Origin of the sequence: Streptomyces sp. TSRI0281 (genome assembly GCF_001905125.1) — a bacterium.
GTDB lineage: Bacteria > Actinomycetota > Actinomycetes > Streptomycetales > Streptomycetaceae > Streptomyces.
In genome coordinates, this window is record NZ_LWLE01000010.1 from 20,291 (window position 1) to 45,519 (window position 25,229).

The following is a 25,229-nucleotide window of genomic DNA, read 5'->3' on the forward strand; positions in this document are numbered from 1 at the left end:
TTCTTCTCAACATTTACGCCGAAGGGTTTTCCGGTTCACACGAGGGAATTCACCTCATGGCCGGTCGAGACTGCCGATCTCAGCACTTCGAAGAAGGCTCTGCCGCGGCTGCTCAGCGTCAGATCGGGCATCATGGCCACACCGAGGGACACGGAAGGAATGTCCCCGGCGATCTCGACCGCCCGCACCCTCCCACCGCCCAACGTCATCGCGTGCGAGGCGCGTTGATACATCAGAGCGAACCCGGAACCCTCGGCCACGAGCCCGCGCATCGTCTCCATGCTCGTTGTCGTCATCACCTGCGGCATGCGAACGCCGGCGCGAGCGAACATCTCCTCGAAATGCTGGAGGACGGCCGGAATGTTCAGAGCGACCAGCGGACGCGCGGCCAATTCACTCAACCCGATGGAGCCTGACCTGCCCATCGGCTCGCTGTCGGCCACCAGGGCGTGGACGGGCAGGTCGGCCAGCGGGTGAAACTTGGAGCCGACCGACAAGAAGTCATACGTCACCGCCAGTTCGCATCGGCCGTCCTGCAAGAACTCCAGGAGCCGATCCGCGGATTCCTCGTAGACGTTCAACTGCAGCGCGACATGCCGCTCCTTGGTCGTCCGGTGGACCAGGGGCAGCAGAAAAGGGGCGATCGAGGAGAAGAATCCGACGTCGAGCCGGCCGGCGGTATCGCTCGCCAGGGCGTCCCCCTGGGCCTTGAGGCTCAGGGCCTGCCCCAGCAACGCACGTGCCTCTCCCAGGAGGTGCCGACCGCTGGGAGTGAGGGTGACCCCGCGTGCGTGATGGCGAAGAAGCAGCTGCACACCGAGCTGGCGTTCCAGCCTCATCACCGCCGACGAAACCGTAGACTGTGACGCACACAGCTTCTCCGCGGCCTCCGATATGTTGCCGAGTTCAGCGGATACAACAAAATATCGCAGTTGCGTAAGACTGAAGCCCAGGCGATCGGTCACCGTGCACTTCCGAAGACCTTTTCCCGGGGTCCGACCATTCGCCTGTCATACGCGGCGGAGCTGTTGTCCGATTCGGGGTCGATGGCGTCCCGACCGGCAGGAACGGTTTCGGTCACCGCGACCAGCTCTCGCGTCGGGCGCACCGGACATTCCCCGGCCCCGGAAACATTACAGGCGCGCGAACAATGGGCATATGGGCGATGGCCATGATGACAACTCTCCTCAGCCCCGGTCGGCGACGAGCAGAAAGTCGGGAACCCCTCCACCTTAGGGTGATCGCGTTTTTGGACGTGCCCCACTATTTGGACAATCGTCAGGTGGCCAAAGGGATTCGTCGGTGAGGACGGACGGGGCGCCGCCGGGTGGCTGTCGCAGAAGCGCCGGGAAGACCCTTTCCGTGTGCCGGTGCGTGGGAGAAAAGCGGGCTCACCACTGGCGTTGTCAGCGTTCCGCACCACACCTCGGTACTTCACCGGGCACCCGTTCAGGTGTCGGAAGTACGGTCGGCCGGACCACCGTCCATGTCATTCCGGCCAGCGGCGCCGCACGCCGACGGCGGGGCGGGTGTCCGGTAACCGCCCGGCGCGCCCTCAGCACTCCCCGAAGCGTCACGTCGGGCGCCGGGCATCAGGTGGCGCCCCGGATTCTCCGGGGCGCCACCGAGAGCCGGTCCGACGTGCGGGGTTGCCTGCCCCCTCGGGACCGGGCGTCGGACGCCAGGGCTTCAGGACGCCCGACGTCGGGACTCAGGGTTCCCGGCGCCAGGGCTTGGTACCCGGCGCCGGGGCTTCGGGATGCCCGACGTCGGGACTCAGGCGCCAATCGGGGCCCTCAGGCGTCAGGCGTGCGTCAGCAGTGCCTCCAGTGCCGCCGCCGTGTCCGGGTGGCGGCCGGCGAGGACCGCGCCGCCCGACGACGGGCCGGCGGCCGAGGTGTCCCACGTTCCGTCGCAGCCGAGCAGCTCCGCCACGCTGTCACAGGTCGCTGGGTGGGCGGCGAGCAGCGCGGCGCGGCTGCCCCCGGCGGGCGCCCGCGGTGGCGCCACCGGGTCCGGCTGGGCCTGCCACGGCGGCACCCACGCGTCCAGTGTCGCGAGCCGGCCCGGAAAGACCCGTCCGGCCTCACGGATCAGCAGCGGGGCGAGCTCGGCGCCGTCCGCACGCAGCGTGCCGATCAGGGTCGGCAGCCAGGGCAGCAGCACCGGGTCCGGCAGCCGTGCGAACGCGTTCGACACCGCCTCCACGACGAAGTCGGCCAGCTGCGGCACCGGGTCCAGCGCATGCAGGAATCCGCTGAGGTAGCGCGGATAGACCTGCACCACCAAGGGGTCGGCCAGCAACGCGTCACACCGTGCGCGCAGTTCCGTACGGGAGAGCTGCCCGAGCTGCACCTGCGCCGCCCACAGCAGCGCCACCTTCGGCGGCTCCTGCGGATGCGACTGGGCGAAGGCCAGCTCCAGCTGGGTACGGTCGCAGCCGAGCGACAGCGCCAGGCTCTCCATGCTGAACAGGAAGCCCAGCATCGCGGCGACCTGCCGGGCGGTCGCCTCCTCGTCGGTGAACGCGGTCGGCAACAGGGTGCAGTAGTGCGCGTACCCCGTTTTGGCGAAGGACTCGATCCATGACGGAAGCACCGGACGGCTGATCCGGTAGTACGCCAGCAGTCTGCGCACCCGGCGCAGCACCTCCGGCGCCCCGTCGACGCTGCGTTCGGTGGCCAGCACCTCCAGGGCACGGGTGCCCAGCTCATCGGCGAGACGGCCGCCGCGCAGATGGAGTACCGCGTCCTCGACGGCCTCAAGGACGGTGGCGGTGGTCGCGTTCGGGGCGTAGGCGGTGCGCCTGAGGCGCTGTTCCAGGACCTGCTCGATGCTGACGCCTTCGTAGCCGAGCTCGATGAGCGCCCGTTGGTGCGTGCCCAGCGCCAGGTCCCAGGACTCCTGGATCGAGCGCTTGCCGAGCTCCCGCTCCCCCATGATCGGCCGGGCGGCGCCGTCCGGCATGAGGCGGCGCAGCATCCAGAGCACGTCGGAGCAGTGCTCCAGCTCCGGCCGGGAGGACATGTCCAGCAACGCCCGCCGCACACCGCGCTGCTGGAGCTTCAGATTCAGCGGCTCCAGCCGGTCGTGCACGTCGCGGGCCAGCGGCGGCAGGGAGTCGTAACCGACCTGGCCGACCCGGTCGCCGCCCATCAGGATCTCCACCAGGCGGCGCACATCGCGCCGGCCGGGCACGGTCTCCTTCTCGATGCAGGTGATCGCCGCGTCCTGGAAGTCGTACGGCGTGGGCCTGGCCCGGTCCCGCATCCCGGCCAGCAGGATCGATGTCTCGAACACGGCGATCGCGTCGGCGGTGGAGGCGAGATAGCCGTTGCGGCGCGCGGAGCGCACGATCTCGACCGACCAGCCGAGCAGTTCGGCCTCGTCCAGCCGGTCGAGTGCGGGTGGGCGTCGCAGGAAACCGGAGAGCTTGTCCGTGGAGATGTCCGGCGCCGCGCCGGGGACGGCCGGAGCGGCGGCCTTCCGAGGCTTCGCCGGCTTCTTGGTGCCCGCCTGTCCCGCCAGCCGGAACGGCTTCACCCCGGTGCGCTTGAGGTTCATCGCCCACTGGGTGGCGGCGATCGACACGGAGCCTGCGGCGAGGCCGAACTGGGCCTCGATCGCCGCGTGGCTGGACGGGATCAGACCGTGCTGCCAGGTGGTGGCGCTGGGCGGGCTGATCTCGAAGCCGCCGGTGCCGTGGACGCCGAACTCCTCGACGCGGCTGGAGGCGTGGAACGCGCCGCAGACGTAGAGGCAGTCCGCGGGGTCGGTGCCGGACGCGGCGAGGTGTTCGCGCATCCGGGTCCACATGTAGCGCTCCCGGTCCTCGTCCACGCGGACCCGTTCGGGGTCCCCGGGCGCCAGACGCCGGAAGAGGCTGCCGATCAGCAGCATGACCTGTCGGTAGGTGTCGTGGTCGCTGTCCCCGAGCGGCAGCTCGACGTACTGGTGCCACCACTCCGACCAGTGCCGCACCCTGCCGCGGTGCAGCAGATGTGTCTCCAGTTCGGCGAAACGGGGCCGCAGGTCGCCGATCTCCACGCCGACCGCGTCGCCGTGGAGCGCCGCCTCCTCCTCGGCGGGCGGCGCGTCCGGCTCGGCGGGCCGGGCGGACCCCGCCCCGCGCGTCTGCCACTGGAACACATGGTCCGAGGAACGGTCGACGAGGACCAGCTCGACGCCCGGTGTGTCCAGCGCGTAGGCGATCGCCTGGTACTCGGCCGATGCCTCGGTGATCGGTGCGACGACGGACAGCGGCGCCCATTCGGCCGGGAAGCCGTCGATCTCGCTGGCGAACGCCTGTACCGCCACCGGGAGTCTGCAGTTGCGCAGCTCGGACAGGAGCGGCGCCATGTCCTCGCACAGCTCCAGGTAGACGACCTTGGGCTGCTTCTCCCGCAGCCGCCTGGCCATCGCCGTCGCGGAGGCCGGCGAGTGGTGGCAGACGGGGAAGATCTCCAGCGGTTCGCGCACCGCCCGGTCGACGTCGTCGACCAGGCCGAGGAGGATGCCCTCCAGCGCGTCGGGGCCGTCGGCGAACTCCGCGGCGGCTTCCTGGAGCTGCGACCGCAACGCCTCGAAAGTCGCCCCCTCGCTCACGGGGCTCACGGGGCTCACGGGGCTCACGGGGCTCACGGGGCTCACGGGGCTCACGACAGGGTGGCGATCGCGTCGCGGCCGCCTTCGAGGAACTCCGGCCAGGAGCCGCCCTCCGCCTTGCTGCGCGGCTCGACAACACCGTGCAGGTACTTGTTGAGGATGGCCAGGTCCTCGGGTTCGCGCCGCGCCAGCGAGCCGACGAGCGACGCGGCGAGGGTGCGGGCCGTCAGCTCGCGCTCACCGAAGAAGTTGCTGTGCAGGATCGCGTCCTCCAGCACGCCGATCTGCTCGGCGCTCGACAACGCGGACTCCAGCTTCTCGTCGTCGCTGCCGGCCGCGGCGGCCGAGGCCCGCAGATCGGCGAAACTCCGCAGCAGCACGTCGAGCAGGGTCGGCGGCACGTCCAGTTCGATCTCGTGCCGGCGCAGCAGTTCCTCGGTGCGGAAGCGGACGATCTCCGCCTCGCTCTTCTTGTTGGTCACCACCGGGATGCGGACGAAGTTGAAGCGTCGCTTGAGCGCGGAGGACAGGTCGTTGACACCCCGGTCGCGGCTGTTGGCCGTGGCGATGACGGAGAAGCCCGGCTTGGCGAAGACGATGTTGTCGCTGTCCATCTCCGGGACCGAGATGTACTTCTCCGACAGGATCGAGATCAGCGCGTCCTGGACGTCGCTGGTGGAACGGGTCAGCTCCTCGAAGCGGCCGATCGCGCCGGACTCCATGGCGGTCATGATCGGCGACGGGATCATCGACTCCCGCGACTGGCCCTTGGCGATCACCATGGACACGTTCCACGAGTACTTGATGTGGTCCTCGGTGGTGCCCGCCGTGCCCTGCACGACGAGGGTGGAGTCGCGGCAGATCGCGGCCGCCAGCAGCTCGGCCAGCCAGCTCTTGCCGGTCCCCGGGTCACCTATAAGCAGCAGACCGCGATCGGAGGCCAGGGTGACGATGGCCCGCTCGACGAGGCTGCGGTCGCCGTACCACTTCTGGGGAATCTCCCGGTCGAGGCCGTCGGAGCGCTCGGAACCCAGGATGAACAGACGGACCGTCTTGGGCGACAGCCGCCAGGAGAAGGGCTTCGGGCCGTCGTCAAGGGACTCCAGCCACTCCAGCTCCTCGGCGTACTTGATCTCGGCGGGGGCGCGCAACAGGTCGGACATGTCTGGGCCTTTCGAGGTTCTTGGGTCTGAGTTCGGGGAGCCGGGTGAGCGGGTACGTACGCTCGCGAGGTGCGGACGCCCTACGTGAGAAACGTCTTGAGTTCGTGGACGAGCTTGCGGATGTGGCCGGAGAGCACCGGCGTCCCCTGGTCCTTGAAGCGCTCCCGGAACCACGGGTTGACGCTGGCGCGGCCCGAGCTGGTCACCGAGCCGACGGGGATGAACTTGGCGCCCGAGCGGTGGATGGCGGCCATGCTTTCGAACAGCGGCTCGGTCTGCCATTCGTAGAAGTCGGAGATCCACACCACGACGGTGTTGCGTGGTTCGGCGATCTTCGGCTGGGCCAGCGCCATGGCGACAGTGCCGTCGGTCCCGCCCCCGAGGTTGGTGCGCAGCAGCGTCTCGAAGGGGTCGTGCACCCACGGTGTGAGGTCGAGTGCCTGGGTGTCGTAGGCGATCAGGTGGACGTCCACCTTGGGCAGACCGGCGAAGATCGAGGCCAGGATGGTGCAGTTGACCATCGAGTCGACCATGGAGCCCGACTGGTCGACCACGACGATCAGCCGCTGGGGCGTCGTCCTGCGTACGGTGTGACGGTAGAAGAGGCGGTCGACGTAGAGCCGTTCCTCCTCGGGGTCCCAGTTGGTGAGGTTCTTCCAGATCGTGCGGTCGAGGTCCAGATTGCGGAACACCCGCTTGGGCGGGACCGACCGGTCCAGGGCTCCGACCGTGGCCTTCTCCACCTGCGTACGCAGCACCTCCGCGACCTCGTCGACGAAGCGCCGGATCAGGGCCTTGGCGTTGGTCAGTGCCACACCGGACAGGTTGTCCTTGTCGCGCAGCAGCTGCTCGATCAGCGACATGCTCGGGGTCAGCTGCCCGGCGAGCCGAGGGTCTGCCAGTACCTCCCGCAGCCGCATCCGCTTGACGAGGTCGGCTTCGATGGAGCCCAGCTCCGGGCCGATCTCCGGGATCAGCCGGCTCAGGTCGGGCGTCGTGCCACGTCCGCCGGAACCGGTCGGGGAGACGCCCGGACCCGACGCCCCTCCGGGCCGGCCGCCGCGCAGTTCGCCGGGCCTGCAACCGAGGGCGCGCTCCAGCCAGCCCGCGTCGGACTGCCAGCGGGACAGCTGTCCGGCGGTCACGGTGCCTGTAGGCGGCTGGTAGACGTTGAGCAGCACCTTCGAGACGAGCGCGGCACGCCGCACCTCGGCGGCACGGTCTCGTCCGTCTCCTTCGCCGTCTCCGTCTCCGCCGCTGACGCCGTCGCCGTCGTCGCCAACGCCATCGGTCCCGGCCTCGGCGATCTCAGCGGTCTCAACTTCGGCTCCGGCTTCAACTTCAACTTCAACTTCGGCTCCGGCTCCGGCTCCGGCTCCGGCTCCGGCTTCGGCTCCGGCTCCGGCTCCGGCTCCGGCTCCGGCTCCGGGCACCATCAGGCCGTCGAACTCGGCGGCCAGCTCCGGGTGGCGCTGTACGACCGAATCGATGGATGCCTGCGGATCCAGCAGAGCGGGCGGCAGACCGATGTCCTCGATGACGGCGAGGCTCGCCGATTCCAGCGTCGCCTGCTCCTCCGGGTCGAAGAGGCGGGCGAGCAGACGCCAGTACATGACCTGACGGCGATTGTCCTGGGAGATCGCCCCAGGGATCCGGTCGGTCATTTCCGCAACAGCCTTCCGGCGCGCTCGCGCAGCACCGCCGCGGCATCCGTGGCGGCCTTCTCCGCCTTGACCCCGGCCTTGTCCGCCGTACCCCCGGCCCAGGCCCCCGCGTGGACCGCGACAGCCTTCTTCCGCACGGTGCTTTCGACGGCGAGCGGCTGAACGCTGAACGTGCCCGCGTCCCAGCGGAGCAGGCCGATGCACGCGTTCGACTTGGCCACCGCTTCCGGGGTCAGCGGTCCTGCGGTCGGAACCCGGTCGCCGTCGACGGACAGGTCGTGCCCGGCGAGCGTGAACGTCAGAGTGCCGTCGTCATTCTTCCGGGCGGTGTAGCCCTCCAGGAAGACGGGTTCGGCGATGCGCGCCGGGTGCCGGTCCAGGGGCGCGGTCGCCGAAGCGGTCGCGGTGGACAGGGCCACGCGGGCGGTGGCGAAGGCGTCGGCGGGCTCCCCCGGCCGGGCGTGCGCGTCGCTCCAGATCAGGTCGCCCTCGGCGGTGACCGGCATGTCGGCCAGATCCATCGAGCGGCCCTCGCCGACGGCGGCCAGGAGTGACATGCGCGGGCGCAGCAACTGCCAGAGACCGGCTCCGACCACCGTGTCCGGCTTCGGCACCGACACGCTCGCACGTACCAGGCGGGGTGCGGAACCGTCCGCCGGCTCGAACACCGCGTGCACCTGGGCCTGCACCGCGGTCGGGTGTTCCTGTGTGTCGACGCCGAGGGGCAGGAGGCGGCCGGTGGCCACGCCCGTCGTGGGTACGCCGGCCGCGCCGGGCAGCGTCAGCAGTATGCCGCGCGACCACAGGTCGGCCCAGCGGCGTACGGGAATCCGTTCGAGGGAAGCGCCGGGGCAGGACGCGGCCAGCTCGGCGGCGAAGCCGTCGAGGAGCGTCGCCGGCCGGCGCAGGGCCGCGTCCGGAAGCATCGCGGAGACGATCTCCGCCGAACCGGCGACCAGGTCGTGGTCGATGCCCCGCCATCCGCAGCGCGCCAGTTCGGACAGCCACGCGCGGGCGGCGGTGAGCAGGTTCGCCGCCTGTTGTCCCTCGGGGGCCCGGACGTCCTCGTCCGTGCGGACCCGGCCGGTCGCCTCGTCGACGCGGCACATCAGCGCGTCGTGGACGGAGCCGAGCAGTGCCGTACGGGCGGCGGCGAGGGCGACGAAGTGGTCCTCGCCCGCCGCTCCGGCCATCGCCTTCCCGGCCGCTTCGGCGACCCTGGCGGCCAGCGGAGTCCCGGCGACGGCGTGGGCGAGCGCGGTCGGGCCGGCCTCCCCGCCGGACTGCGGGCGGAGCAGCCCGGCGACAAGGGCCCGGTCGAAGGCGTCGACGGCCTCCATGGCCTCCTCCAGCCCGTCAACGGTTCCGGTCAGCAGGTCGGTACGCATCACGCCACCGCCCTGGTCGGGGGGAACCACTGCATCTCGGGCAACGGCGCGGTGTCCGGCGCGAGCTCCAGGTAGGCCAGGTGCCGCAGGAACCGGCTGAAGACGGCGGCGGAGGCGCCGGAATCCCCCATCGGTGGACGAGCGGCGCTCATGCCCGCCGTGATGGCGGGTCCGCTCAGCTCCTCGTCGGCGGTCTCCACCTTGAGGTAGCGGGCGACGCGTCCGGCCCCGTACTGGAGCACCGCCTCGTTGAGCATGGCCCGGATGTGGTTGCAGAACGCGCCCCGCGCCCCACCGCAGGGCCGGTTGTTGTTGGTGCTGCAGGCGAACGCGTAGGTCCCGGCGGCGACCGACGAGACGTAGACCCGTCCGATGTCCGAGCCGCTGGACACCACACCCTGCACCCGTCCGTCGGCCAGTTCGACGAACGGGACCTTGGCGAGCTTGCGCGGCCGTGCGGGTGGTATCACCCGTGCCGTGCTCGACCTCTCCCAATCAGACAACGCGCCATCTCCTCATACGCCGAAGGGGTTCCGCGCCAGAACGGCGGGATACGGAGCAACCTACGTGTGACCACTGACAACGCCCGCTCCCCGCCTCCACGGCCGCACCGGGAGAGAGCCGTTGGAGGGTGCGGGCCGGGCGGGGGCCCGACAGGAGCCGGGCAGGGCGCCGAGGCCCGGGTCGGAGCCCGGCATGAAGGAGCCGGGCGGCATCATGGGGGCATGATCACCATTCATCTCAGGTACGAGATCGATGCCGACAAGCTTGAGGACTTCGAGGAATACGGTCGCCGCTGGGTGGGGCTCGTCAACCGCTTCGGCGGGACGCACCACGGCTACTTCCTGCCGAGCGAGGGCGACAGCGACATCGCCTACGCCCTCTTCTCCTTTCCCAGCCTCGCCAGGTACGAGAAGTACCGCGAGGACAGCATGTCCGACCCCGAGTGCCAGGAGGCCTTCGAACTGGCGCGCAGAACCCGCTGCATCAAGCGGTACGAGCGCCGCTTCCTCCGGCCGCTCGACGGCTCGCCCCCGGCCGCGGGCGCCGACGCGAACTGACCGAGCCGAACGGTCCCGACGTCACTTCACGGTAAACGCAGAAGGGGTGCCCGGCCGGGTCGGTGAAGACCCGCCACCGGTCGGCTTCCAGTTGGTGCCCGGGTTTCCCCGCGCCCAACTCCATCAGTACGGGATGCGGACCGGCCGGCCGCCCGGGAGGCCGGCCAGGTGTGCAACACGTACTGCGACACCCGCGCCCCCGCCTCGCCGCAGGAAACCGCACCCCGGTCACCGCTTCCCTCCACGGCCGTATCCTCGCGCTCCATCTCTCCGATAACGAAGTCATGGGTGGGGTTCCGTGGAGAACGCCGTTCCGGGCGACCAGGTCTGGCTGGACCGGTCCTTCGACGGCGGCCGGTCGTGGTCCTCCGGAAGCAGACTCGGTGCGACGCCCGTCCCGCAGGGGGCGGCCGGGTGGCGCACCTTGATGTACAACGTGGACCAGTGGGACACCGGCGGGATCGGCGCGCTGCGCGCCTGCGGCAAGGCCGGCGACCGGGCCGGGATCGCCTGCACCGGCTGGGCCAGGACCGACTGGAACGCGTGGAGCGCGAGTACGGCGGCGGCGACCGCGCTGATGATGGGGTACGACCGCAACTCCGGGAAGTTCGCCGGATGGTGGACATCGGCGACCTCCCTCACCGCCCTGATCGACAACATCCGTATCACCGGAATGCCGAGCTACCGCTACGCGATCGTCGGAGACGTACGGGAAGCTGATCGACGACGAGGGCGGCGACTTCACCAACTCCTGTCCGGACGACACCGGTCGGTGGGGTCCGGCCTGGGTGGCGGCGTACGACCTGACGGGGGACGCGCGGTATCTGCGGACCGCCCGCACGGACGCCGACCACATGCACGACTACTGGACCTCGACGTGCGGCGGCGGGGTGCAGTGGGCCACCGACAAGCCCTACAGGAACGCCATCACCAACGAGCTCTACCTCCAGCTCAACGCCGCCCTGCACAACCGGATCGACGGGGACAGTACGTACCTCCGGCGGGCCGAGGACGAGTGGGCCTGGTTCCGGAAGAGCGGAATGATCAACTCGGGCGGAACCGTCAACGACGGCCTCGACTCCGCCTGCGCGAACAACGGCGACACCACCTGGACCTACAACCAGGGAGTGATCCTCGCCGGTCTCGCGGAACTGCACCGCGCGACGGGTGACGACGCGCTGCTGGACAGTGCCCGCGCCCTGGCCGGCTCCTCCACCTCGTCGGGCCACCTCAACCCCGGCGGGACCCTGCGCGAGCCGTACGAGCCCGACGGAACCGGGTGCACGTCCGACGATGACTCGTTCAAGGGCGCCTACGCCCGTGGACTCGGCATCCTCAACACCTGAAGCGGGCGCTCCACCGCCGCCCTTATGCGTACGCGCACGACGCGGCGGGCCCACGGCATCCACCCGTTCGACCCGCTTCACGGCACATTCCTGCCCGGACGAATCCGAGGACCCACACAATGACCGACAGGCGACCGACGGGCCGAAGGGCCCGGACCCTGTGCAAAGGCGCGGCCACCGCACTGTCCGCGGCCGTGCTGGTGCTGGCCTCCCCCGCGCAGGCCCATGCCGCTCCGCCCCCGGCGCTGCCCGGCAACGCGGGGGAAGCCGAGCTGCGGTTCCAGCCGGCCTTCGACTACGACAGGGACGGGTGCTACGCGAGCCCGGCCATCGGCCCCGACGCACCATCGCACCCGGCCTGAAGATCGGCGGGGATGTCAACGGCAACTGCCGTGACCTGTCCGACCTGGAGAACAGCAACAGCTGCTCCCGGGAGAAGTGCAACAACGGCTGGTGCGCCTACGTGTACGCGCTCTACTTCGAGAAGGACCAGGTCTCGCTCGGCGGGGGCAGCGCCGGTCACCGCCACGACTGGGAGCACGTCGTGGTCTGGGTCCGGGGCGACCAGGTCGAGTACGTGTCCACGTCGGCCCACGGCGGGTTCGCGGTTCACCCCCGCTCGGAGGTGTTGTTCGAGGGCTCGCACCCGAAGGTCGTCTACCACAAGGACGGAGGGAGCACCCACTGCTTCCGGACCGCCGCCACCCACGACGACCCGCCGGAGAACCATCGGAGCACGTGGCAGTACCCCACGCCGGTCGGCTGGAACGGCTACCCCGGGGGACTGCGCGACAAGCTCGCCGCAGCGGACTTCGGCAGCGCTCTCCTCGGCATCAAGGACGACCAGTTCAACGGGCACCTGGCGCGTGCGAAGCCGTCCGGCATTCCCTTCGACCCGGAGGGCTGAGCCGGTTGCCGGGGTCCCGGCGCAGCGCGAACGCGGCCACCCGCTCGATGAGCGGGTGGCCGCGGAACTGCCGGTGGTGTGCGGAGTTCTAGAAGTCGTCGGCGCCGTTGCGCAGCTCGTACGTCCAGTAGCCGGTCTTCGCGACGGCGTCGTCGACGGCGATGCCGCCCTTGGGCGCGGTCACGGTCTTGCTGCCCTCGGCGGGGCCGTCGGCGGCGAAGAGGTTCACATAGAAGGAGGTGACGGCGTGGTTCTCCTCGTCGACGCCTCCGTTGTTGATCCGCACGGCCGCGTAGGCCGGGGCGCCGGGCTCCAGCACGATGGGGGTGCCCGGCTTGCTCTTGGCGACCGGCGGGACGTCCTTGGAGGTCTGGGGAAGGTCACCGAACGCGACCAGCGGGTACTGGAGCAGCGTGCAGGTCTTGCCCGAGGTGTTCTTCGCCGTCAGCGTGATGTGCGTGGTGGGCACACCATCCTGCTTGGCCGCGGTGACCTTCACGTCGTTGGCGGTGCAGGCGGGGGCCTTGACACCGGTCTTCTTCTTGGAGCCCGCCTGCGTGGCACCGCCGGTGGCACCGGCGGTGCCCGAACCGGAGGTGACCGAGCCCGCGGTGCTCGAACCGGTCGTTCCCGCGCCCTCGGTACCCGATCCGGTGGTACCCGTGCCCGCTTCGCCCGCTTCGCCCTCGGCGGCCTTGGCGGCCTTCGGGGCCGAGACGGGCGCGGCGCCGTCCTTCTTGCCGCTGTCGTCGCCACCGCAGGCGGTGAGCGCCATGCTGAGGGCGGCGACGGCGGTCGCGGCGAGAACGGCAGGGCGGCGGATGGAGGTACGCATGTGGGGCTCCCCGTGAGATGCGGTGGGTCTGTGGTCGATGTCCGTTGCCGGGCATCCGGTCCGTGGTCCGGTCACAGCTTGTGGCCCCGCCCTGCCGTTCTGCTGACGTACCGCTGACGTACCGCTGACGCCCCTGGCATCAGCCGTCGGACCCTCACCGGGAGGCCGCAAGCGCTTGCTCAAATCCTTCAAATCCCAACACCCGTACACAGAAGCCGAGATCACTCACGAATGGGATGCCACGGCCATGCCTCCGATGTGTCTGAACTTCACGAGAACTCCAGCGAAATGGCACCTGTGTGGATATCGTGCACCGAGCGATGGCGCATCCGTCAGTCCATGGGATCGGCGGATGCGCCGCGTTTCTGGGGTGCGACCGTGACTGGGGGGTCCATGGGGCATGTCGAGATACCCGAAACCAATACATCCGGACCGGTAGGGCTCCGGGGCGCGCCGCGTCCCCGCACCGCCGCGTCCCGGACCCGCGCCGTGGCCCCGGAGCAGTTGTGGCGGGCCCCGACCGTGCGGCGCGACCTTTCGGGCCCGGCCAGGGCCGGGAGGGGGGCGGGGCGGCGTCCGTCCCTGCTCGCCCTGACCGAGGCCGTGGCGCTCGCCGTGCCGGCCTGGCTGCTCCTGCGCGCCGGTGACCAGTCGGGGCCGCTGGGCGCCGCGGTCATGGGCGGGCTGGTCTGGGCCGGGCTGCGGGCCTGCCGCGGCCGGTACGCGGACCGGCCGCGCGCCGAGCCGGGCGGGGCGCTGAGCGTGCCCGGCGACTGGCTGCTGCTCATCGGTGCGCTCGCCGTGCTGCGTACGGTGACGGGTGGCTCGGTGGACCCGGCGACGGAGATCGTGGCGCTGGCGCCGGGGCTGGGGCTGACCGCCCTCGTCGCGGTTCTGCGGCCGTTACGGCGGACCGCGCGGCCGGCGCGGCGGGTCCTGCTGGTCGGCGAGGCGCCGGGGGTCGACCGGGCGGTGCGGCTGCTCACCTCCCGGACCGGCCACGGGTATGACGTGGTGGCCGCGATACCCGTGGGTCCGGTGGCACTGGAGCACGATGTACAGGTCCCCGGGCGGCTGGCCTCGTGCCCGGCGGACGACGACGTGTCGACGGTGCTGGGCGGGGCCTTCGCCCACGAGGCGGATCTGGTGCTGGTGGCTCCCGGGCCCCGGATGACCGGGGACCGGCTGCGGCGGCTGGGGTGGGGGCTGCACGACGGGGGCATAGCCCTGTGTGTGCTCTCGGAGCTCTCCGGCATCGCGGCGGGGCGGGTCAGGCCCGCCGCGGTCGCCGGCCTGACGCTGCTGCATATCTCGCCGCCGCTGCGGCGCGGCCCACAGGCGGCGGTGAAGGTGCTGCTGGACCGGTGCGGTGCGCTGTTCGGGCTGTTGTTACTGGCCCCGCTGATGCTGGCGGTGGCGCTGAGTGTGCGGGTGTCGTCGCGCGGCCCGGTGTTCCACCGCCAGGTCCGCCAGGGTCAGCACAACCAGCCGTTCACCATGTGGAAGTTCCGCACGATGGTGGCGGACGCGGAGAGCCGCAAGGCGCAGCTCGTCGCGGCCGACGAGGGCGCGGGGCCGATGTTCAAGGTGCGCCGCGATCCGCGGGTGACACCGATCGGCCGGGCACTGCGCCGCACGTCCCTCGATGAACTCCCACAGTTGATCAATGTGTTGATGGGACACATGTCCCTCGTGGGGCCCCGTCCGCCGCTGCCGGAGGAGGCGTCCCGCTATGACGAGCGGGAACACCGGCGGCTCGCGGTCAAGCCGGGCCTCACGGGGCTGTGGCAGGTCAGCGGACGGTCGGACCTGTCCTGGCAGGAGACCGTCTCGCTGGACCTCTGGTACGTCGACAACTGGTCGGTGGCCACGGACATGGGGCTTCTCGCCCGTACGGTGCGCGCCGTCACCGACGGCCGCGGGGCCTACTGAGAGCGGGCGGGCGTGCCGATGCGAGAGGGAGGGCCGGGTGGACGGTCAGGCCAGGGGGGCGGGCCGGCCGAGCCACCAGGCGTACGTACGGGCGATGCCGTCCTTCAGCGGGATCCGCGGTGTGAAGCCGATCGAGGACAGCCGGGAGACGTCGAGGAGCTTGCGCGGGGTCCCGTCCGGCTTCGAGACGTCCCAGGCGATGTGTCCTTGATACCCCGTCACTTCCCGGACAGTTTCCGCGAGTTCCCGAATGGTGAGGTCCTGTCCGCAGCCGATGTTGACGGGTTCGTCGCCGTCGTAGGTCTCCAGCAGCCGTACGCAGGCGGCGGCGAGGTCGTCGACGTGGAGGAATTCGCGGCGGGGGCTTCCGGAGCCCCACAGGGTGACCTCGGGCGCGTTGTCCCGCTTCGCCTCGTGGAAGCGGCGGATCAGTGCGGGCAGGACGTGCGAGGTCTCCAGGTCGAAGTTGTCGCCGGGTCCGTAGAGATTGGTGGGCATGGCGCTGATGTACGCGGCGCCGTACTGCCTCCGGTACGACTGGATCTGTGTGATTCCGGCGATCTTGGCCAGGGCGTACGCCTCGTTGGTCGGCTCCAGCGGGCCGGTGAGCAGCGCGTCCTCGCGGATCGGCTGGGGGGCGTGCTTGGGGTAGATGCAGGAGGACCCGAGGAACAGCAGCCGCCCGGTCCCGGCGGTGTGCGCTCCGGCGATCACGCTGAGCTGGATGCGGAGGTTGTCCTCAAGGAACTGCACCGGATAGGTGCTGTTGGCCATGATCCCGCCCACCTTGGCGGCGGCCAGGACGACGGCGTCCGGTCGGATGTCGCGCAGATACGCCTCGGTCGGCGCCGCCTCGCGCAGATCGAGCAGTTCGCGGCCACGGGTGAGCACCTCATGGCCCTCGGCGGTGAGGCGGCGCACCAGTGCCGAGCCGACGAGACCGCGGTGACCCGCCACGAATATGCGGGAGCCGGGGCGCAGTAGGGGGCGGACGGATTCCTGGGGAGGGCCGGGGAGATCGGTCGTCATGGCTCGGATTGTGCCAGCAGCCGTACCTCGCCGAGACCTTTTGCCGCAGAACATTCCAAAGTCCGAAATTTCGGTGAACGACTCGCCCCTCGGGCGAACACAGAAGGGGGAGCCGTGGCGAAGACCGCGTTCATCACCGGCGTGACCGGCCAGGACGGTTCGTATCTGGCCGAGTTGCTGCTCGACAAGGGGTACACGGTCCACGGGCTGATACGTCGCTCGTCGAGCTTCAACACCGAGCGGATCGATCACATCTACCAGGGCCCCGAGGAGGCGGACCGCTCGTTCGTGCTGCATCACGCCGATCTGGCGGACGGCGTCGCGCTGGTGAATCTGCTGCGCGACATCCGGCCCGACGAGGTCTACAACCTCGGTGCGCAGTCGCATGTACGGGTCTCGTTCGACGCCCCGCTGTACACCGGCGATGTCACCGGGCTCGGCGCCGTCCGGCTGCTGGAGGCGGTCCGGGCCAGCGGCATCGAGACCCGGATCTACCAGGCCTCGTCCTCCGAGATGTTCGGCGCCAGCCCGCCGCCGCAGAACGAGCGCACCCCGTTCCACCCGCGCAGCCCGTACAGCGTCGCAAAGGCCTACGCATACTGGGCGACGGTCAACTACCGTGAGGCGTATGGAATGTTCGCGGTCAACGGCATTCTGTTCAACCATGAGTCCCCGCGCCGCGGCGAGACCTTCGTGACCCGGAAGATCACCCGGGGGGTGGCCCGGATCAGGGCGGGGCTCCAGGACCGGCTGCACCTGGGCAATCTCGACGCGGTACGCGACTGGGGGTACGCCCCCGAGTATGTGGACGCCATGTGGCGGATGCTCCAGTGCGACACCCCGGACGACTATGTGGTGGCCACCGGCGAGGGGGTCAGCGTCCGGCAGTTCCTGGAATGCGCCTTCGAGCACGCGGGCCTCGACTGGCGCGAGCATGTGCGCCACGACCCGAAGTACGAACGCCCGAGCGAGGTCGACGCACTGATCGGGGACGCGTCCAAGGCGGAGGAACTGCTCGGCTGGAAGCCCGTCGTGAGGTCGCGGGAGCTGGCCCGGATCATGGTGGACGCGGACATCCGGCAGCTGAGCGACCAGCTCACCGGGGCCGCCGTGCGGGTGGACCGGTGAGAGGGCCGGGCGCCACCGACAGCCGCACCGCGATGCCCCTCTCCGGCGCCCGGACCGGGCCGCCCCTCACCCACAGCACCCGGACGGCGCCCGCCGCGTCCGTGCCGGGGACCCACACCGGCGCGACCTCGGACCCCACCGGTCACCCGGCGGAGCCGAACGCGTCCGCACCGGGCGGGGCCCTGGGCCCCGCCCACTCACTCGTCCTCACCGGCAGCGGAACGGACCTTTTCCGCGTCCGGCAGGGCGAGGCAGGAACCGCGGCCCGTGTGCCGCAGCTCGTTCTCACCTTCGGAGCTGAATGATGAACGGAAGTACGGGGCGAAGCCCTGGGAGACGCGGCCGTGTGCGGGCCGCCGCCGCCGCGCTCTGCCTGCTGGCCGCAGCCCTGACCGCGAACGCGGTCACCGCCTCCCGGACGGCCGCGCTGACCCCGCCGGTGTCGATCACCGCGGACGATCTCACCACCTGGCAGACCAACGGGATCGTCTGGACGATGGCCGCGAGGGACGGTGTCGTGTACGCGGGCGGCACCTTCTCCACCGTGCGCCCGCCGGAGGCCGCGCCGGGCACCGCCGAGCGGCCGGCCGTCAACTTCGCGGCGTTCGACGCGGCGACCGGGGTGCCGACCGGCTGCACCCTCTCGTTCACGCAGTCCTCGGGGACCGCGACCGTACGGGCGCTGACACTCTCGCCGGACGGCGAAACCCTGTACGCGGGGGGCCAGTTCGGGGCGGTGAACGGCGTCGGGGTCAGCAATATCGCGGCGATCGACACCGCGACCTGCACCCCGCGCGACGACTTCAAGATCTCCGTCTCGGCGACCGTGCGGGCGCTCGCCGTCACCGACCGGACCGTCTATCTGGGCGGGGACTTCAACAGCGTGGGGGGCCAGACCCGGAACAAGTTCGCCGCCGTCACCACGGGAGCGGATCTGCTGCCGTTCAAGGCGAACGCGGACGAGGTGGCACGGGCGGTCGAGGTGACCCCGGACGGCCGGCACGTGCTGCTCGGCGGGGACTTCTTCACCGTCAACGGCACCAAGTCGCACGCCCTGGCCGTGGTCGACGCCACCACCGGCGCACTCACCAAGAGCTATCCCGGTTTCATCCCGGACACCTCCACGGTCCAGGACCTGACGACCGACGCCACCGGCTTCTACACGGCCAACGAAGGCACCGGTGGCGGTGTCTTCGACGGCAGGATCGCGATCGACCTGGACGACTTCCAGCAGCGGTGGCGCGACACCTGCCTCGGGGCGACACAGGCCCTGCTGATCCACTCGGGTGTGCTGTACAGCGGCAGTCACGCCCACGACTGCTCCAGCATGGGCGAGTTCCCGGACCAGGAGCGAAAGCATCTGCTGGCCCAGTCGGTCGACGACCCCGAGCTGCTGCCGTGGTTCCCGGACACGAACGACGGCATCGGGGAGCCGGTGGGGCCCCGGTCGATGTCCCAGACGGACAGCGGAGGCCGCCACTACCTGTGGGTCGGCGGGGAGTTCACCACGGTCAACGGCTCGCCCCAGCAGGGGCTGACCCGGTTCTCCGACGGTGCGGACACCGGAGCGCCCTGGGTGCCCAACGTCAGTCTCTCCACGGTCACTCCGGGCCGGATCACCGTCAACTGGCAGACCAGCTTCGACACCGACGACGGTCAGCTGACCTACCGGATCTACAAGGACGGGGCGAGCACCCCCGTACACACCACGACGGGTTACTCGCTGTTCTGGGACCGGCCGCAGCTCACCTGGGCGGACACCGATGTGGCGGCGGGCGAGACCCACTCGTACCGGATCACCGCGAGCGACGGCACCAACACGAGCGCCAAGTCCCCGGCGCAGTCCGCCACCGTGGCGACCGCCACGCAGCGCTATCCGGCGCGGGTGCTGGCGGACGGGGCCTCGCTGTACTGGCGCTACGACGAGGGCTCCGCGACCTTCGCCGCCGACACGGGCAGCGCCCTGAGCAACGGGTTCCTGCGCAACGGTCCGGCCTACCGGCAGACCCCGGCCGCCATCGCCGGTGACTCCACCGCGATCGGCTTCAACGGCCTCGACGAGTACGTGTACGGCAACAAGCGCTACGCGCAGCCCACCCGCTTCTCCGCGGAGACCTGGGTCAAGACCACCACCACCCGGGGCGGAAAGATCATCGGGTTCGCGAACAAGATCATGCAGAACAGCACCACGTTCGACAAGCACGTCTATATGCGCAACGACGGGCGGCTGGTCTTCGGCGTACGCAGCGGGAGCATCCGCACCGTCACCACGACCGGTGCGTACAACGACGGCAAGTGGCACCATGTCGTCGCCACCCAGGGCACCGGCGGTATGGCGCTGTACGTCGACGGGCAGCTGCGCGCGTCGAACTTCCTGTACACGGCCAACGAGAGCTACCCCGGTTACTGGCGGGTCGGCGGCGACAACCTGTCCGGCTGGCCGAACCGTCCGACCAGCAACTACTTCGCCGGTCAGATCGACGAGACCGCCATCTACCCGACCGCGCTGAGCGCTTCGCAGGTCAGCGCGCACTACGCCCTGAGGAATGGCTGATGCGGTATCCGTTCCTGTCCGGTGCCGCCGTCGTCGTGATGACGGCGGCGCTGGCCGCCTGCGGCTCGTCCGCCGACGGGAACGGTTCGAAGGCCGCGGGTGCCCAGAGCCCCGCGGCCTCCGGGCCCGCCGCCACCGGACCGTCCGCCGCGGGTCCGGCCGCCGAGCCGGGGTCCGGGCCCGACGCCGGACCGACGAGCGAGGGGCCGAAGGTGCCCGCCGACCGGATCACCCCGGCCACCGGCTCCTTCACCGAGGAGCAGAAAGGGTATCTGGTGAACCGGGTCCCCCGGGGCATGGACCCGGCCGCCGTGCTCCAGACCGGGCAGGAGACCTGCGACCGGATCGGCTATCTGGTCAAGGCCGACCGGGAGACCGCCGTCGGCGCGATCGTGACCGGAGAAGTCCCCGACGCGAAGCCCGCCATCGCCCATCTGTGCACCCGGCACCGCGCGTTGGTGGAGGAGGCCGCCCGCGGCTACCCGGACGGCGTACACAGCGGCAAGACCCTGCGGCCGGGCCGCTACCACTCCGTCTCCCCCACCGACAACTGCTCCTGGCAGATCGCCGGGGCGGGCGGCAAGGACCTGGGGTCGGGCACCTCCGACTCCGGGAAGCGGGTGGAGATCACCCTCCCGAAGACGGCCCGCACCTTCACCTCCACAGGCTGCTACGCCTGGCTGCCCGAAGGAGAGACCGGATGACCAAGCTGCCGATCGCCGTGGCGATCCCCACGAAGAACGAGGGCCTGAACATCGCCGAGGCGGTGAAGTCGGTGCTCGGCCACTTCGAGGCGGTCGTCGTCGTGGACTCCCACAGCACCGACGACACCGCGAAGATCGCCGAGGAGTGCGGGGCCGAGGTGATCACCTACACCTGGGACGGGGGGCATCCACGCAAGAAGCAGTGGTGCCTGGATCATGTCCGCACGGACCTGGACTGGATTCTCCTGCTGGACGGCGACGAACGGCTCAGCCCCGGTCTGCTGGCGGAGCTGCGGGAGATCTTCGCCGATCCGGCGGCACCGAAGCCCGCGGCATATGACATACCACTGGGCTACTGGTTCTCCGGGAAGCGGCTGAAGCACGGCTACACCATCCGCAAGCGGTCCCTGACCGACCGCACCCGCTGCCACTACCCGGAGGTCGGGGACCTCGACGCGCCCGGGATCGGGGAGGTCGAGGGCCACTACCAGCCGGTCGCCGGGACCGCGGGCTCGCTCCGCAACCCCATCGAGCACCAGGACCTCGATCCGGTCACCGCCTGGTTCGAGCGGCACAACCGGTACTCGGACTGGGAGGCATGGCTGGAGCACCACCCCGATGTCAAGGAGCAGGTGCGGAAGGTCAAGTCCCGGCAGGGGCAGCTCTTCCACAAGGCGCCGCTCAAGCCGCTGGTGTCGTTCGCGTACATGTACCTCTACCGGCGGGGCTTCTTGGACGGGCGGGCGGGCTTCGACTTCGCGCTGGCGATGAGCTTCTACCGCTGGCAGATCGCGCTCAAGTCACGCGAGAACCAGCCGGGTTGAGCCGTGTCTGTCGATCGGTGCCGGTCGATCCGCACGCGTCGGTCCATGCCGGTCCATGCCGGTCGCTCCATGCCGGTCGAGCCGTGTCCGGTCAGCCGGCCCTCCGGCGGACCACGTCCTCGTAGGTCCGCCGGAGGGTGGCGGTCACGGCGCCGATGGTGAAGTCCTCACCGACGAGCTCCCAGGCCGCCTTTCCCGCCGCCTCGTTGGCGCCGGGCTCCAGGAGGCCGAGGATCGCCGCGGCGACCTTCTCCGCGTTGGCCGCGTCCTCACCGACCCGGCTGTCGATCACCCGGCCGGCCCCCGCCCGTGCCACATCGGGGCCGAGGCCGCAGGTGCGGGTGATGACGACGGGTGTGCCGACGGACATGGCTTCGAGCACGGAGACCCCGAGCGGCTCCTCGATCGACGGCAGCACATAGACATCCGCCTGCCGCCCGGCGGCTAGGACCTCTTCGTGGCCGAGCGGTCCGACATGGTCCAGGGAGTCCGACACCCCGAGCCTGCGGGCGAGTTCCAGGGTTCCGGGAAGGGCGCCGGTGTCCGGTCCCGCCAGCACGAAGCGCGCGTCGGGATACACCGCCAGGACGGTCGGCATCGCGGCGACGAAGTCCTCCGGCCGCTTGCGTTCCTGGATCCGGGCGAGGAAGAGGACGGTCGGGGGCCGGTCCGGGTCCCGTGCGGGCTTGCGCTCCTGCGGGCGCACCCCGTTGACCAGCCGTACGGTGCGGGTGAGCGGGACGGGCGCGGCGACGGCGTTCACATCGAGGCGCTCGGTCTCCGTCAGATGCAGTACGGCATCGGCGCGGCGCAGTACCGTCCGCACCCCCAGCAGATCGGTGAGCCGGGCGACCTTGTTCTCGGTCGGGTCGACCATGCCGTGTGTCTGGACGACCAGCGGGGTGCGGGTGGCCAGGGCGAGCAGGGCGGCGGGCAGGGTCACCAGGTCGCGCATCAGATGGATGTGTACGAGGTCGGCGCCCCGCATCATGCGGCGGGCGGCGAGCAGCAGCGCGCCGGAGGTGATGCCGCTGACCTCGAACCTGGGCAGCAGATGCCGGGCCTGGAAGAGGTGGACGGGAACACCCTCTACCTCGCGGGGCAGTTGGTCGTGGCCGAAGCCGTCGCCCAGGGCCATGATGCGGGCGTCGTCGCCGTCCGCGCGCTGGATCTTCGACAGGTTGAGCGCCACCCGGGTCGGGCCGCCGAAGGCGTGGTCCGGGGTGTGCAGTGTGACGACGTGCAGGATCTTCACCAGGGTTCCCCTCGACCTCGGCCGACCGTTCACAGACTAGTCATCGCATTCGCCCAAGTGGGCTGATTCGTTAGAGTGTTCACCGGTCCACGGAACGGGGGACGCATGACGTCCGTGCAGGAATCGGCGCCGTCCGCACCCGTGCACGGCGGCGGTCCGGGGCCGCTCCAGCCTCCGGCCCGGCCGATGGCGTGGGCGATGCTGTCGCGGGCGCTCGCCGTGCCGCTGATCCTGGGGCTGGTGTGCTTCCTGCCCGCCGTGATCGCCGCGCAGCCCGGCACGGGGGTCCGGGACAACGGTTACTGGCTCCAGCTCGCGCTGACCTGTTACGCGGGTGCCCGCCTCGCCACCATGATCCTGTCCACCCGGCGACGGCTGCTCCAGGGCGTCTTCTGGATGTTCGTGTACATCGCGATGGGTGTGGCGCCGTTCGCCCAGGCGGTGATCGGGCAGACGCCGACCCCGCTGGTCGGGCCCCGCTCGGATCTGGTGACGGCCGTCGCGATGATCCTCGTGGGCTGTGCCGCGTTCGACCTGGGTGCCCTGCTGGCCTCCCGGCGGCCGCTGCGGCGCCGCACCGGCGTGCGCGGCACGACGGGCCCGGCCACCGCGCACCCGGTGCGGCTGCGGCTGCTGGTGCTGCTCGCCTTCGCGGCGAGCGCGTACTACGTGCTGAAGCTCGGCGGACCCACCGTCTTCTTCTCCAGCCGTCAGGAGATCAGCGCGTCCGTCGCGGCCAGCGGGGTCGCGTCCACGGAGTCGAATGTGGGATCGGCGTTCCTGAAGGGCTTCGGTACGGTCCCCGCGCTGCTGGCGCTGCTCTTCTACACGCGGCGTCTGGTGACCTCGCGCCGGGCCCGCCGCTCACCGTCGTCGGTGCTGGTGTGGGCGGGTCTGGCGCTGCTCAACATCGTCGTGAACAACCCGGTCTCCAACGCCCGTTACTGGTTCCTGACGGTGCTGGTCTCCCTGTTGTTCACCGCGTTCCCGAGCAGCGCCGCGATGTACCGCTCGGTGCTCGCGACGGGCGTCGTCGGGGCGCTGGTGCTCTTCCCGTACGCGGACCGGTTCCGGTACGACGACGAGGGGTACCGGCCCGTCCAGTCGGCGTCCGTCTTCGAGCCGCTGGCCACCAAGGACTACGACCAGACGGTGATGTTCGCCAACACCATCTCGTGGGTCGACGCGCGTGGCCACACCTACGGCCGTCAACTGGCGGGCTCCGGACTGTTCTTCGTGCCCAGGGCGGTGTGGAGCGGCAAGCCGGAGGACACCGGGGTCCGGGTCGGGCAGTGGATGGGTATGAACATGACCAATCTGTCGGCCCCGCTGTGGACCGAGTTCTGGGTGGACTTCGGTCCGGCCGGGATGGCCGGTGGTCTGGCCCTGATCGGCTACGCGGCCGCCCGTACCGACCGCAGGTACGCGCTGGCCGTCTCCCGGGACGGGCCGGGACCCGGCAGCGTCCTGGCGATCGCGGCGCCGCTCATCGCCGGGTACACCTTCATCCTGCTGCGGGGGCCGCTGCTCCAGTCCGTGGGCAAGCTCGCCATCGCCGCGCTGTGTCTGCTGCTCGTGAGCAGTTTCAGGGACCGGAAGGGACGGGGTCCGCACTGACCGCCGCCTCCGGTGCGGGGTTCCGGCGGCGCAGCCGGGACACCCGGGTCCAGGTGGCGGCGGCCTTGCAGACCGATCCCAGGCACAGGCCCCAGGCGGCGCCGGGCACTCCGGCGAGCAGATAGCCGCCGGTCAGGAAGGCGACGGCGGCCAGCGAGAACACCACCTGGATGGCCAGGGTGGTCCGGGGGTCGAGCATCCGCAGGGCCAGCAGCCCACAGGTGCCCACCGCCATCGCCGCGTACTGGCTGCCGGTCGCGGGCAGCAGCGCCGAGGCCGCGGGCCAGGTGTCGCCCAGCAGTTGGCGGCCGGCCGCGTCGGGCAGCAGGGCGAGCACGGTGGCCCAGGCGGCGGCGGTCGCGGCCAGGACCGCGGCGAGCACGGCGGTGGCCCGTACCCTGCGGCGCTCGTCCCCGACCCGGCCGAGCAGCGGGGGGCCGAAGCCGGTGGCCGAGGTGAACAGCACGTTCAGCGGTCCGAACAGGGTGGTCGCCCCGCGCAGCGCGCCCACCAGCAGGGGGTTGCCGACCGTGCCGAGAGCGAGGACGGAGAGCTGGCCGGTCGCGTTGCCCACCCCGAACTCCACGACGAAGCGGCGGCCGAGGTGGCCGCGTCGCAGCAGGGGGCGCAGACTCAGCGGGGTCCCGGCCACCTCGCGGTGGAGCAGGGCGGCGGAGAGCAGGAGGGCGGGCAGCGCGGACAGCCCCCAGACGGCGATCAGCCGGGCGGCCCCGGCGCCGTACGGCTGTGCGGACAGCGCGGCCAGCACGCAGCCGAGCCGGAGCAGATCGGCCGTCAGCGCGAGGTGGGGCTGCTGGAGGGTGGAGAAGGCGTAGCGCACGGCGTCCTGGCCGAGGACCACGGGCAGCACGACGCCCAGCATCAGCAGGGCGCGGGCGGTGTCGCCGGGCAGGAAGAGGCAGACCGCGGCGAGGAGCGCGCCGAGCGCCGCCGCGGCGAGCAGGGTGAGGACGACGGCCGAGCGGCAGGCACCGCGGATCTCGTCGCTCCGGCCGCGTTTGAGTACGAGGGGCTGTCCGGTGTGGGCGCCGGAGATGCCGAGCAGCACGGTGAAGACGAGGTACACCGCCGAGAAGCGGGCGAAGTCGGTCATGGTGGAGAGCCGGGCGGCCGCCACCAGCACCAGGATGTTGGTGAGGGCCGCCACGCCCTGGTCCGCGACCGAGCAGACGATCGCGGTACGCGTCCTCACGGGC

The 25,229-nt window shown here is 70.8% G+C and carries 18 protein-coding genes and 3 pseudogenes; 10 read left to right on the forward strand and 11 right to left on the reverse strand.

The features are described from left to right. Positions 1–35 precede the first annotated feature (35 nt). The 6 genes from A6A29_RS16470 to A6A29_RS16495 form a co-directional block, all read right to left on the reverse strand. On the reverse strand, positions 36–965 hold the full coding sequence (locus tag A6A29_RS16470; RefSeq protein ID WP_073720839.1) for a LysR family transcriptional regulator: 930 nt from the start codon (positions 963–965) through the stop codon (positions 36–38). 838 nt (positions 966–1,803) lie between these two features. Next, the gene (locus tag A6A29_RS16475; protein WP_073720840.1) at positions 1,804–4,614 is read right to left on the reverse strand and encodes a DUF5682 family protein; all 2,811 of its coding nucleotides are present in this window, start codon (positions 4,612–4,614) and stop codon (positions 1,804–1,806) included. Positions 4,615–4,655: 41 nt separating this feature from the next. Beyond that, a complete protein-coding gene (locus A6A29_RS16480) occupies positions 4,656–5,768 on the reverse strand; it encodes an ATP-binding protein (protein ID WP_073720841.1) in 1,113 nt (370 codons plus the stop codon). An 80-nt stretch (positions 5,769–5,848) separates the two neighbouring features. Next, entirely contained in the window at positions 5,849–7,432 is a 1,584-nt protein-coding gene (locus A6A29_RS16485; RefSeq protein ID WP_073720842.1) for a vWA domain-containing protein, read from the reverse strand. Then, complete coding sequence (locus tag A6A29_RS16490) at positions 7,429–8,850, reverse strand: hypothetical protein (RefSeq protein ID WP_073720843.1); 1,422 nt, start codon at positions 8,848–8,850, stop codon at positions 7,429–7,431. The genes A6A29_RS16485 and A6A29_RS16490 overlap by 4 nt, the downstream gene beginning before the upstream one ends. Next, positions 8,820–9,323, reverse strand: coding sequence for a hypothetical protein (locus A6A29_RS16495; protein WP_241838520.1), 504 nt, complete (start codon positions 9,321–9,323; stop codon positions 8,820–8,822). The genes A6A29_RS16490 and A6A29_RS16495 overlap by 31 nt, the downstream gene beginning before the upstream one ends. A gap of 222 nt (positions 9,324–9,545) precedes the next feature. On the opposite strand from A6A29_RS16495, the gene A6A29_RS16500 reads away from it, so the two are divergent. After that, positions 9,546–9,881, forward strand: coding sequence for an NIPSNAP family protein (locus A6A29_RS16500; RefSeq protein ID WP_073720845.1), 336 nt, complete (start codon positions 9,546–9,548; stop codon positions 9,879–9,881). A gap of 34 nt (positions 9,882–9,915) precedes the next feature. On the opposite strand, the pseudogene A6A29_RS46595 reads toward A6A29_RS16500, so the two are convergent. Continuing rightward, positions 9,916–10,008: pseudogene (locus A6A29_RS46595) on the reverse strand (VOC family protein); the annotation flags it as partial. A 41-nt stretch (positions 10,009–10,049) separates the two neighbouring features. Here A6A29_RS46595 and A6A29_RS16510 point away from each other — a divergent pair. After that, a pseudogene (locus tag A6A29_RS16510) lies at positions 10,050–11,221 on the forward strand (glycoside hydrolase family 76 protein); the annotation flags it as partial. 125 nt (positions 11,222–11,346) lie between these two features. Next, positions 11,347–12,134, forward strand: a pseudogene (locus A6A29_RS16515) (NPP1 family protein). A gap of 88 nt (positions 12,135–12,222) precedes the next feature. On the opposite strand, the gene A6A29_RS16520 reads toward A6A29_RS16515, so the two are convergent. Then, the gene (locus A6A29_RS16520) at positions 12,223–12,969 is read right to left on the reverse strand and encodes a DUF4232 domain-containing protein (RefSeq protein WP_073720846.1); all 747 of its coding nucleotides are present in this window, start codon (positions 12,967–12,969) and stop codon (positions 12,223–12,225) included. A 393-nt stretch (positions 12,970–13,362) separates the two neighbouring features. On the opposite strand from A6A29_RS16520, the gene A6A29_RS16525 reads away from it, so the two are divergent. Continuing rightward, positions 13,363–14,901, forward strand: coding sequence for a sugar transferase (locus A6A29_RS16525; RefSeq protein ID WP_073720847.1), 1,539 nt, complete (start codon positions 13,363–13,365; stop codon positions 14,899–14,901). 45 nt (positions 14,902–14,946) lie between these two features. Here the strand turns inward: A6A29_RS16525 and A6A29_RS16530 are convergent, their stop codons facing one another. Further along, on the reverse strand, positions 14,947–15,930 hold the full coding sequence (locus A6A29_RS16530) for a GDP-L-fucose synthase family protein (protein ID WP_073720848.1): 984 nt from the start codon (positions 15,928–15,930) through the stop codon (positions 14,947–14,949). A 114-nt stretch (positions 15,931–16,044) separates the two neighbouring features. On the opposite strand from A6A29_RS16530, the gene gmd reads away from it, so the two are divergent. The 5 genes from gmd to A6A29_RS16555 are packed head-to-tail and all read left to right on the forward strand — an operon-like array spanning position 16,045 to position 21,140. Beyond that, a complete protein-coding gene (gmd, locus tag A6A29_RS16535; RefSeq protein ID WP_073720849.1) occupies positions 16,045–17,058 on the forward strand; it encodes a GDP-mannose 4,6-dehydratase in 1,014 nt (337 codons plus the stop codon). Then, positions 17,055–17,363 (forward strand): hypothetical protein, encoded by a 309-nt coding sequence (locus A6A29_RS16540; RefSeq protein ID WP_073720850.1) that lies wholly within the window; start codon positions 17,055–17,057, stop codon positions 17,361–17,363. The genes gmd and A6A29_RS16540 overlap by 4 nt, the downstream gene beginning before the upstream one ends. After that, complete coding sequence (locus tag A6A29_RS16545) at positions 17,360–19,612, forward strand: LamG-like jellyroll fold domain-containing protein (RefSeq protein WP_073720851.1); 2,253 nt, start codon at positions 17,360–17,362, stop codon at positions 19,610–19,612. The genes A6A29_RS16540 and A6A29_RS16545 overlap by 4 nt, the downstream gene beginning before the upstream one ends. Continuing rightward, entirely contained in the window at positions 19,612–20,316 is a 705-nt protein-coding gene (locus A6A29_RS16550; RefSeq protein ID WP_073720852.1) for a hypothetical protein, read from the forward strand. The genes A6A29_RS16545 and A6A29_RS16550 overlap by 1 nt, the downstream gene beginning before the upstream one ends. Next, the gene (locus A6A29_RS16555) at positions 20,313–21,140 is read left to right on the forward strand and encodes a glycosyltransferase family 2 protein (protein WP_073720853.1); all 828 of its coding nucleotides are present in this window, start codon (positions 20,313–20,315) and stop codon (positions 21,138–21,140) included. The genes A6A29_RS16550 and A6A29_RS16555 overlap by 4 nt, the downstream gene beginning before the upstream one ends. A 91-nt stretch (positions 21,141–21,231) precedes the next feature. On the opposite strand, the gene A6A29_RS16560 is transcribed toward A6A29_RS16555, so the two are convergent. Further along, entirely contained in the window at positions 21,232–22,395 is a 1,164-nt protein-coding gene (locus A6A29_RS16560; protein ID WP_073720854.1) for a glycosyltransferase, read from the reverse strand. A 105-nt stretch (positions 22,396–22,500) separates the two neighbouring features. Between A6A29_RS16560 and A6A29_RS16565 the strand changes: the two genes are divergently transcribed. Continuing rightward, a complete protein-coding gene (locus tag A6A29_RS16565) occupies positions 22,501–24,012 on the forward strand; it encodes a hypothetical protein (protein ID WP_073720855.1) in 1,512 nt (503 codons plus the stop codon). Here A6A29_RS16565 and A6A29_RS16570 read toward each other — a convergent pair. Beyond that, on the reverse strand, positions 23,981–25,225 hold the full coding sequence (locus A6A29_RS16570) for a hypothetical protein (RefSeq protein ID WP_073720856.1): 1,245 nt from the start codon (positions 25,223–25,225) through the stop codon (positions 23,981–23,983). The two genes, A6A29_RS16565 and A6A29_RS16570, sit on opposite strands and share 32 nt — an antisense overlap. Between the last annotated feature and the right edge of the window lie 4 nt (positions 25,226–25,229).

Coding starts and splice junctions, on each gene's coding strand:
- A6A29_RS16545 (WP_073720851.1), top strand. CDS start 17,360: ATGATGAACGGAAGTACGGGGCGAAGCCCTGGGAGACGCGGCCGTGTG.
- A6A29_RS16485 (WP_073720842.1), bottom strand. CDS start 7,432: ATGACCGACCGGATCCCTGGGGCGATCTCCCAGGACAATCGCCGTCAG.
- A6A29_RS16530 (WP_073720848.1), bottom strand. CDS start 15,930: ATGACGACCGATCTCCCCGGCCCTCCCCAGGAATCCGTCCGCCCCCTA.
- A6A29_RS16520 (WP_073720846.1), bottom strand. CDS start 12,969: ATGCGTACCTCCATCCGCCGCCCTGCCGTTCTCGCCGCGACCGCCGTC.
- A6A29_RS16500 (WP_073720845.1), top strand. CDS start 9,546: ATGATCACCATTCATCTCAGGTACGAGATCGATGCCGACAAGCTTGAG.
- A6A29_RS16565 (WP_073720855.1), top strand. CDS start 22,501: ATGACGTCCGTGCAGGAATCGGCGCCGTCCGCACCCGTGCACGGCGGC.
- A6A29_RS16480 (WP_073720841.1), bottom strand. CDS start 5,768: ATGTCCGACCTGTTGCGCGCCCCCGCCGAGATCAAGTACGCCGAGGAG.
- A6A29_RS16525 (WP_073720847.1), top strand. CDS start 13,363: ATGGGGCATGTCGAGATACCCGAAACCAATACATCCGGACCGGTAGGG.
- A6A29_RS16555 (WP_073720853.1), top strand. CDS start 20,313: ATGACCAAGCTGCCGATCGCCGTGGCGATCCCCACGAAGAACGAGGGC.
- A6A29_RS16550 (WP_073720852.1), top strand. CDS start 19,612: ATGCGGTATCCGTTCCTGTCCGGTGCCGCCGTCGTCGTGATGACGGCG.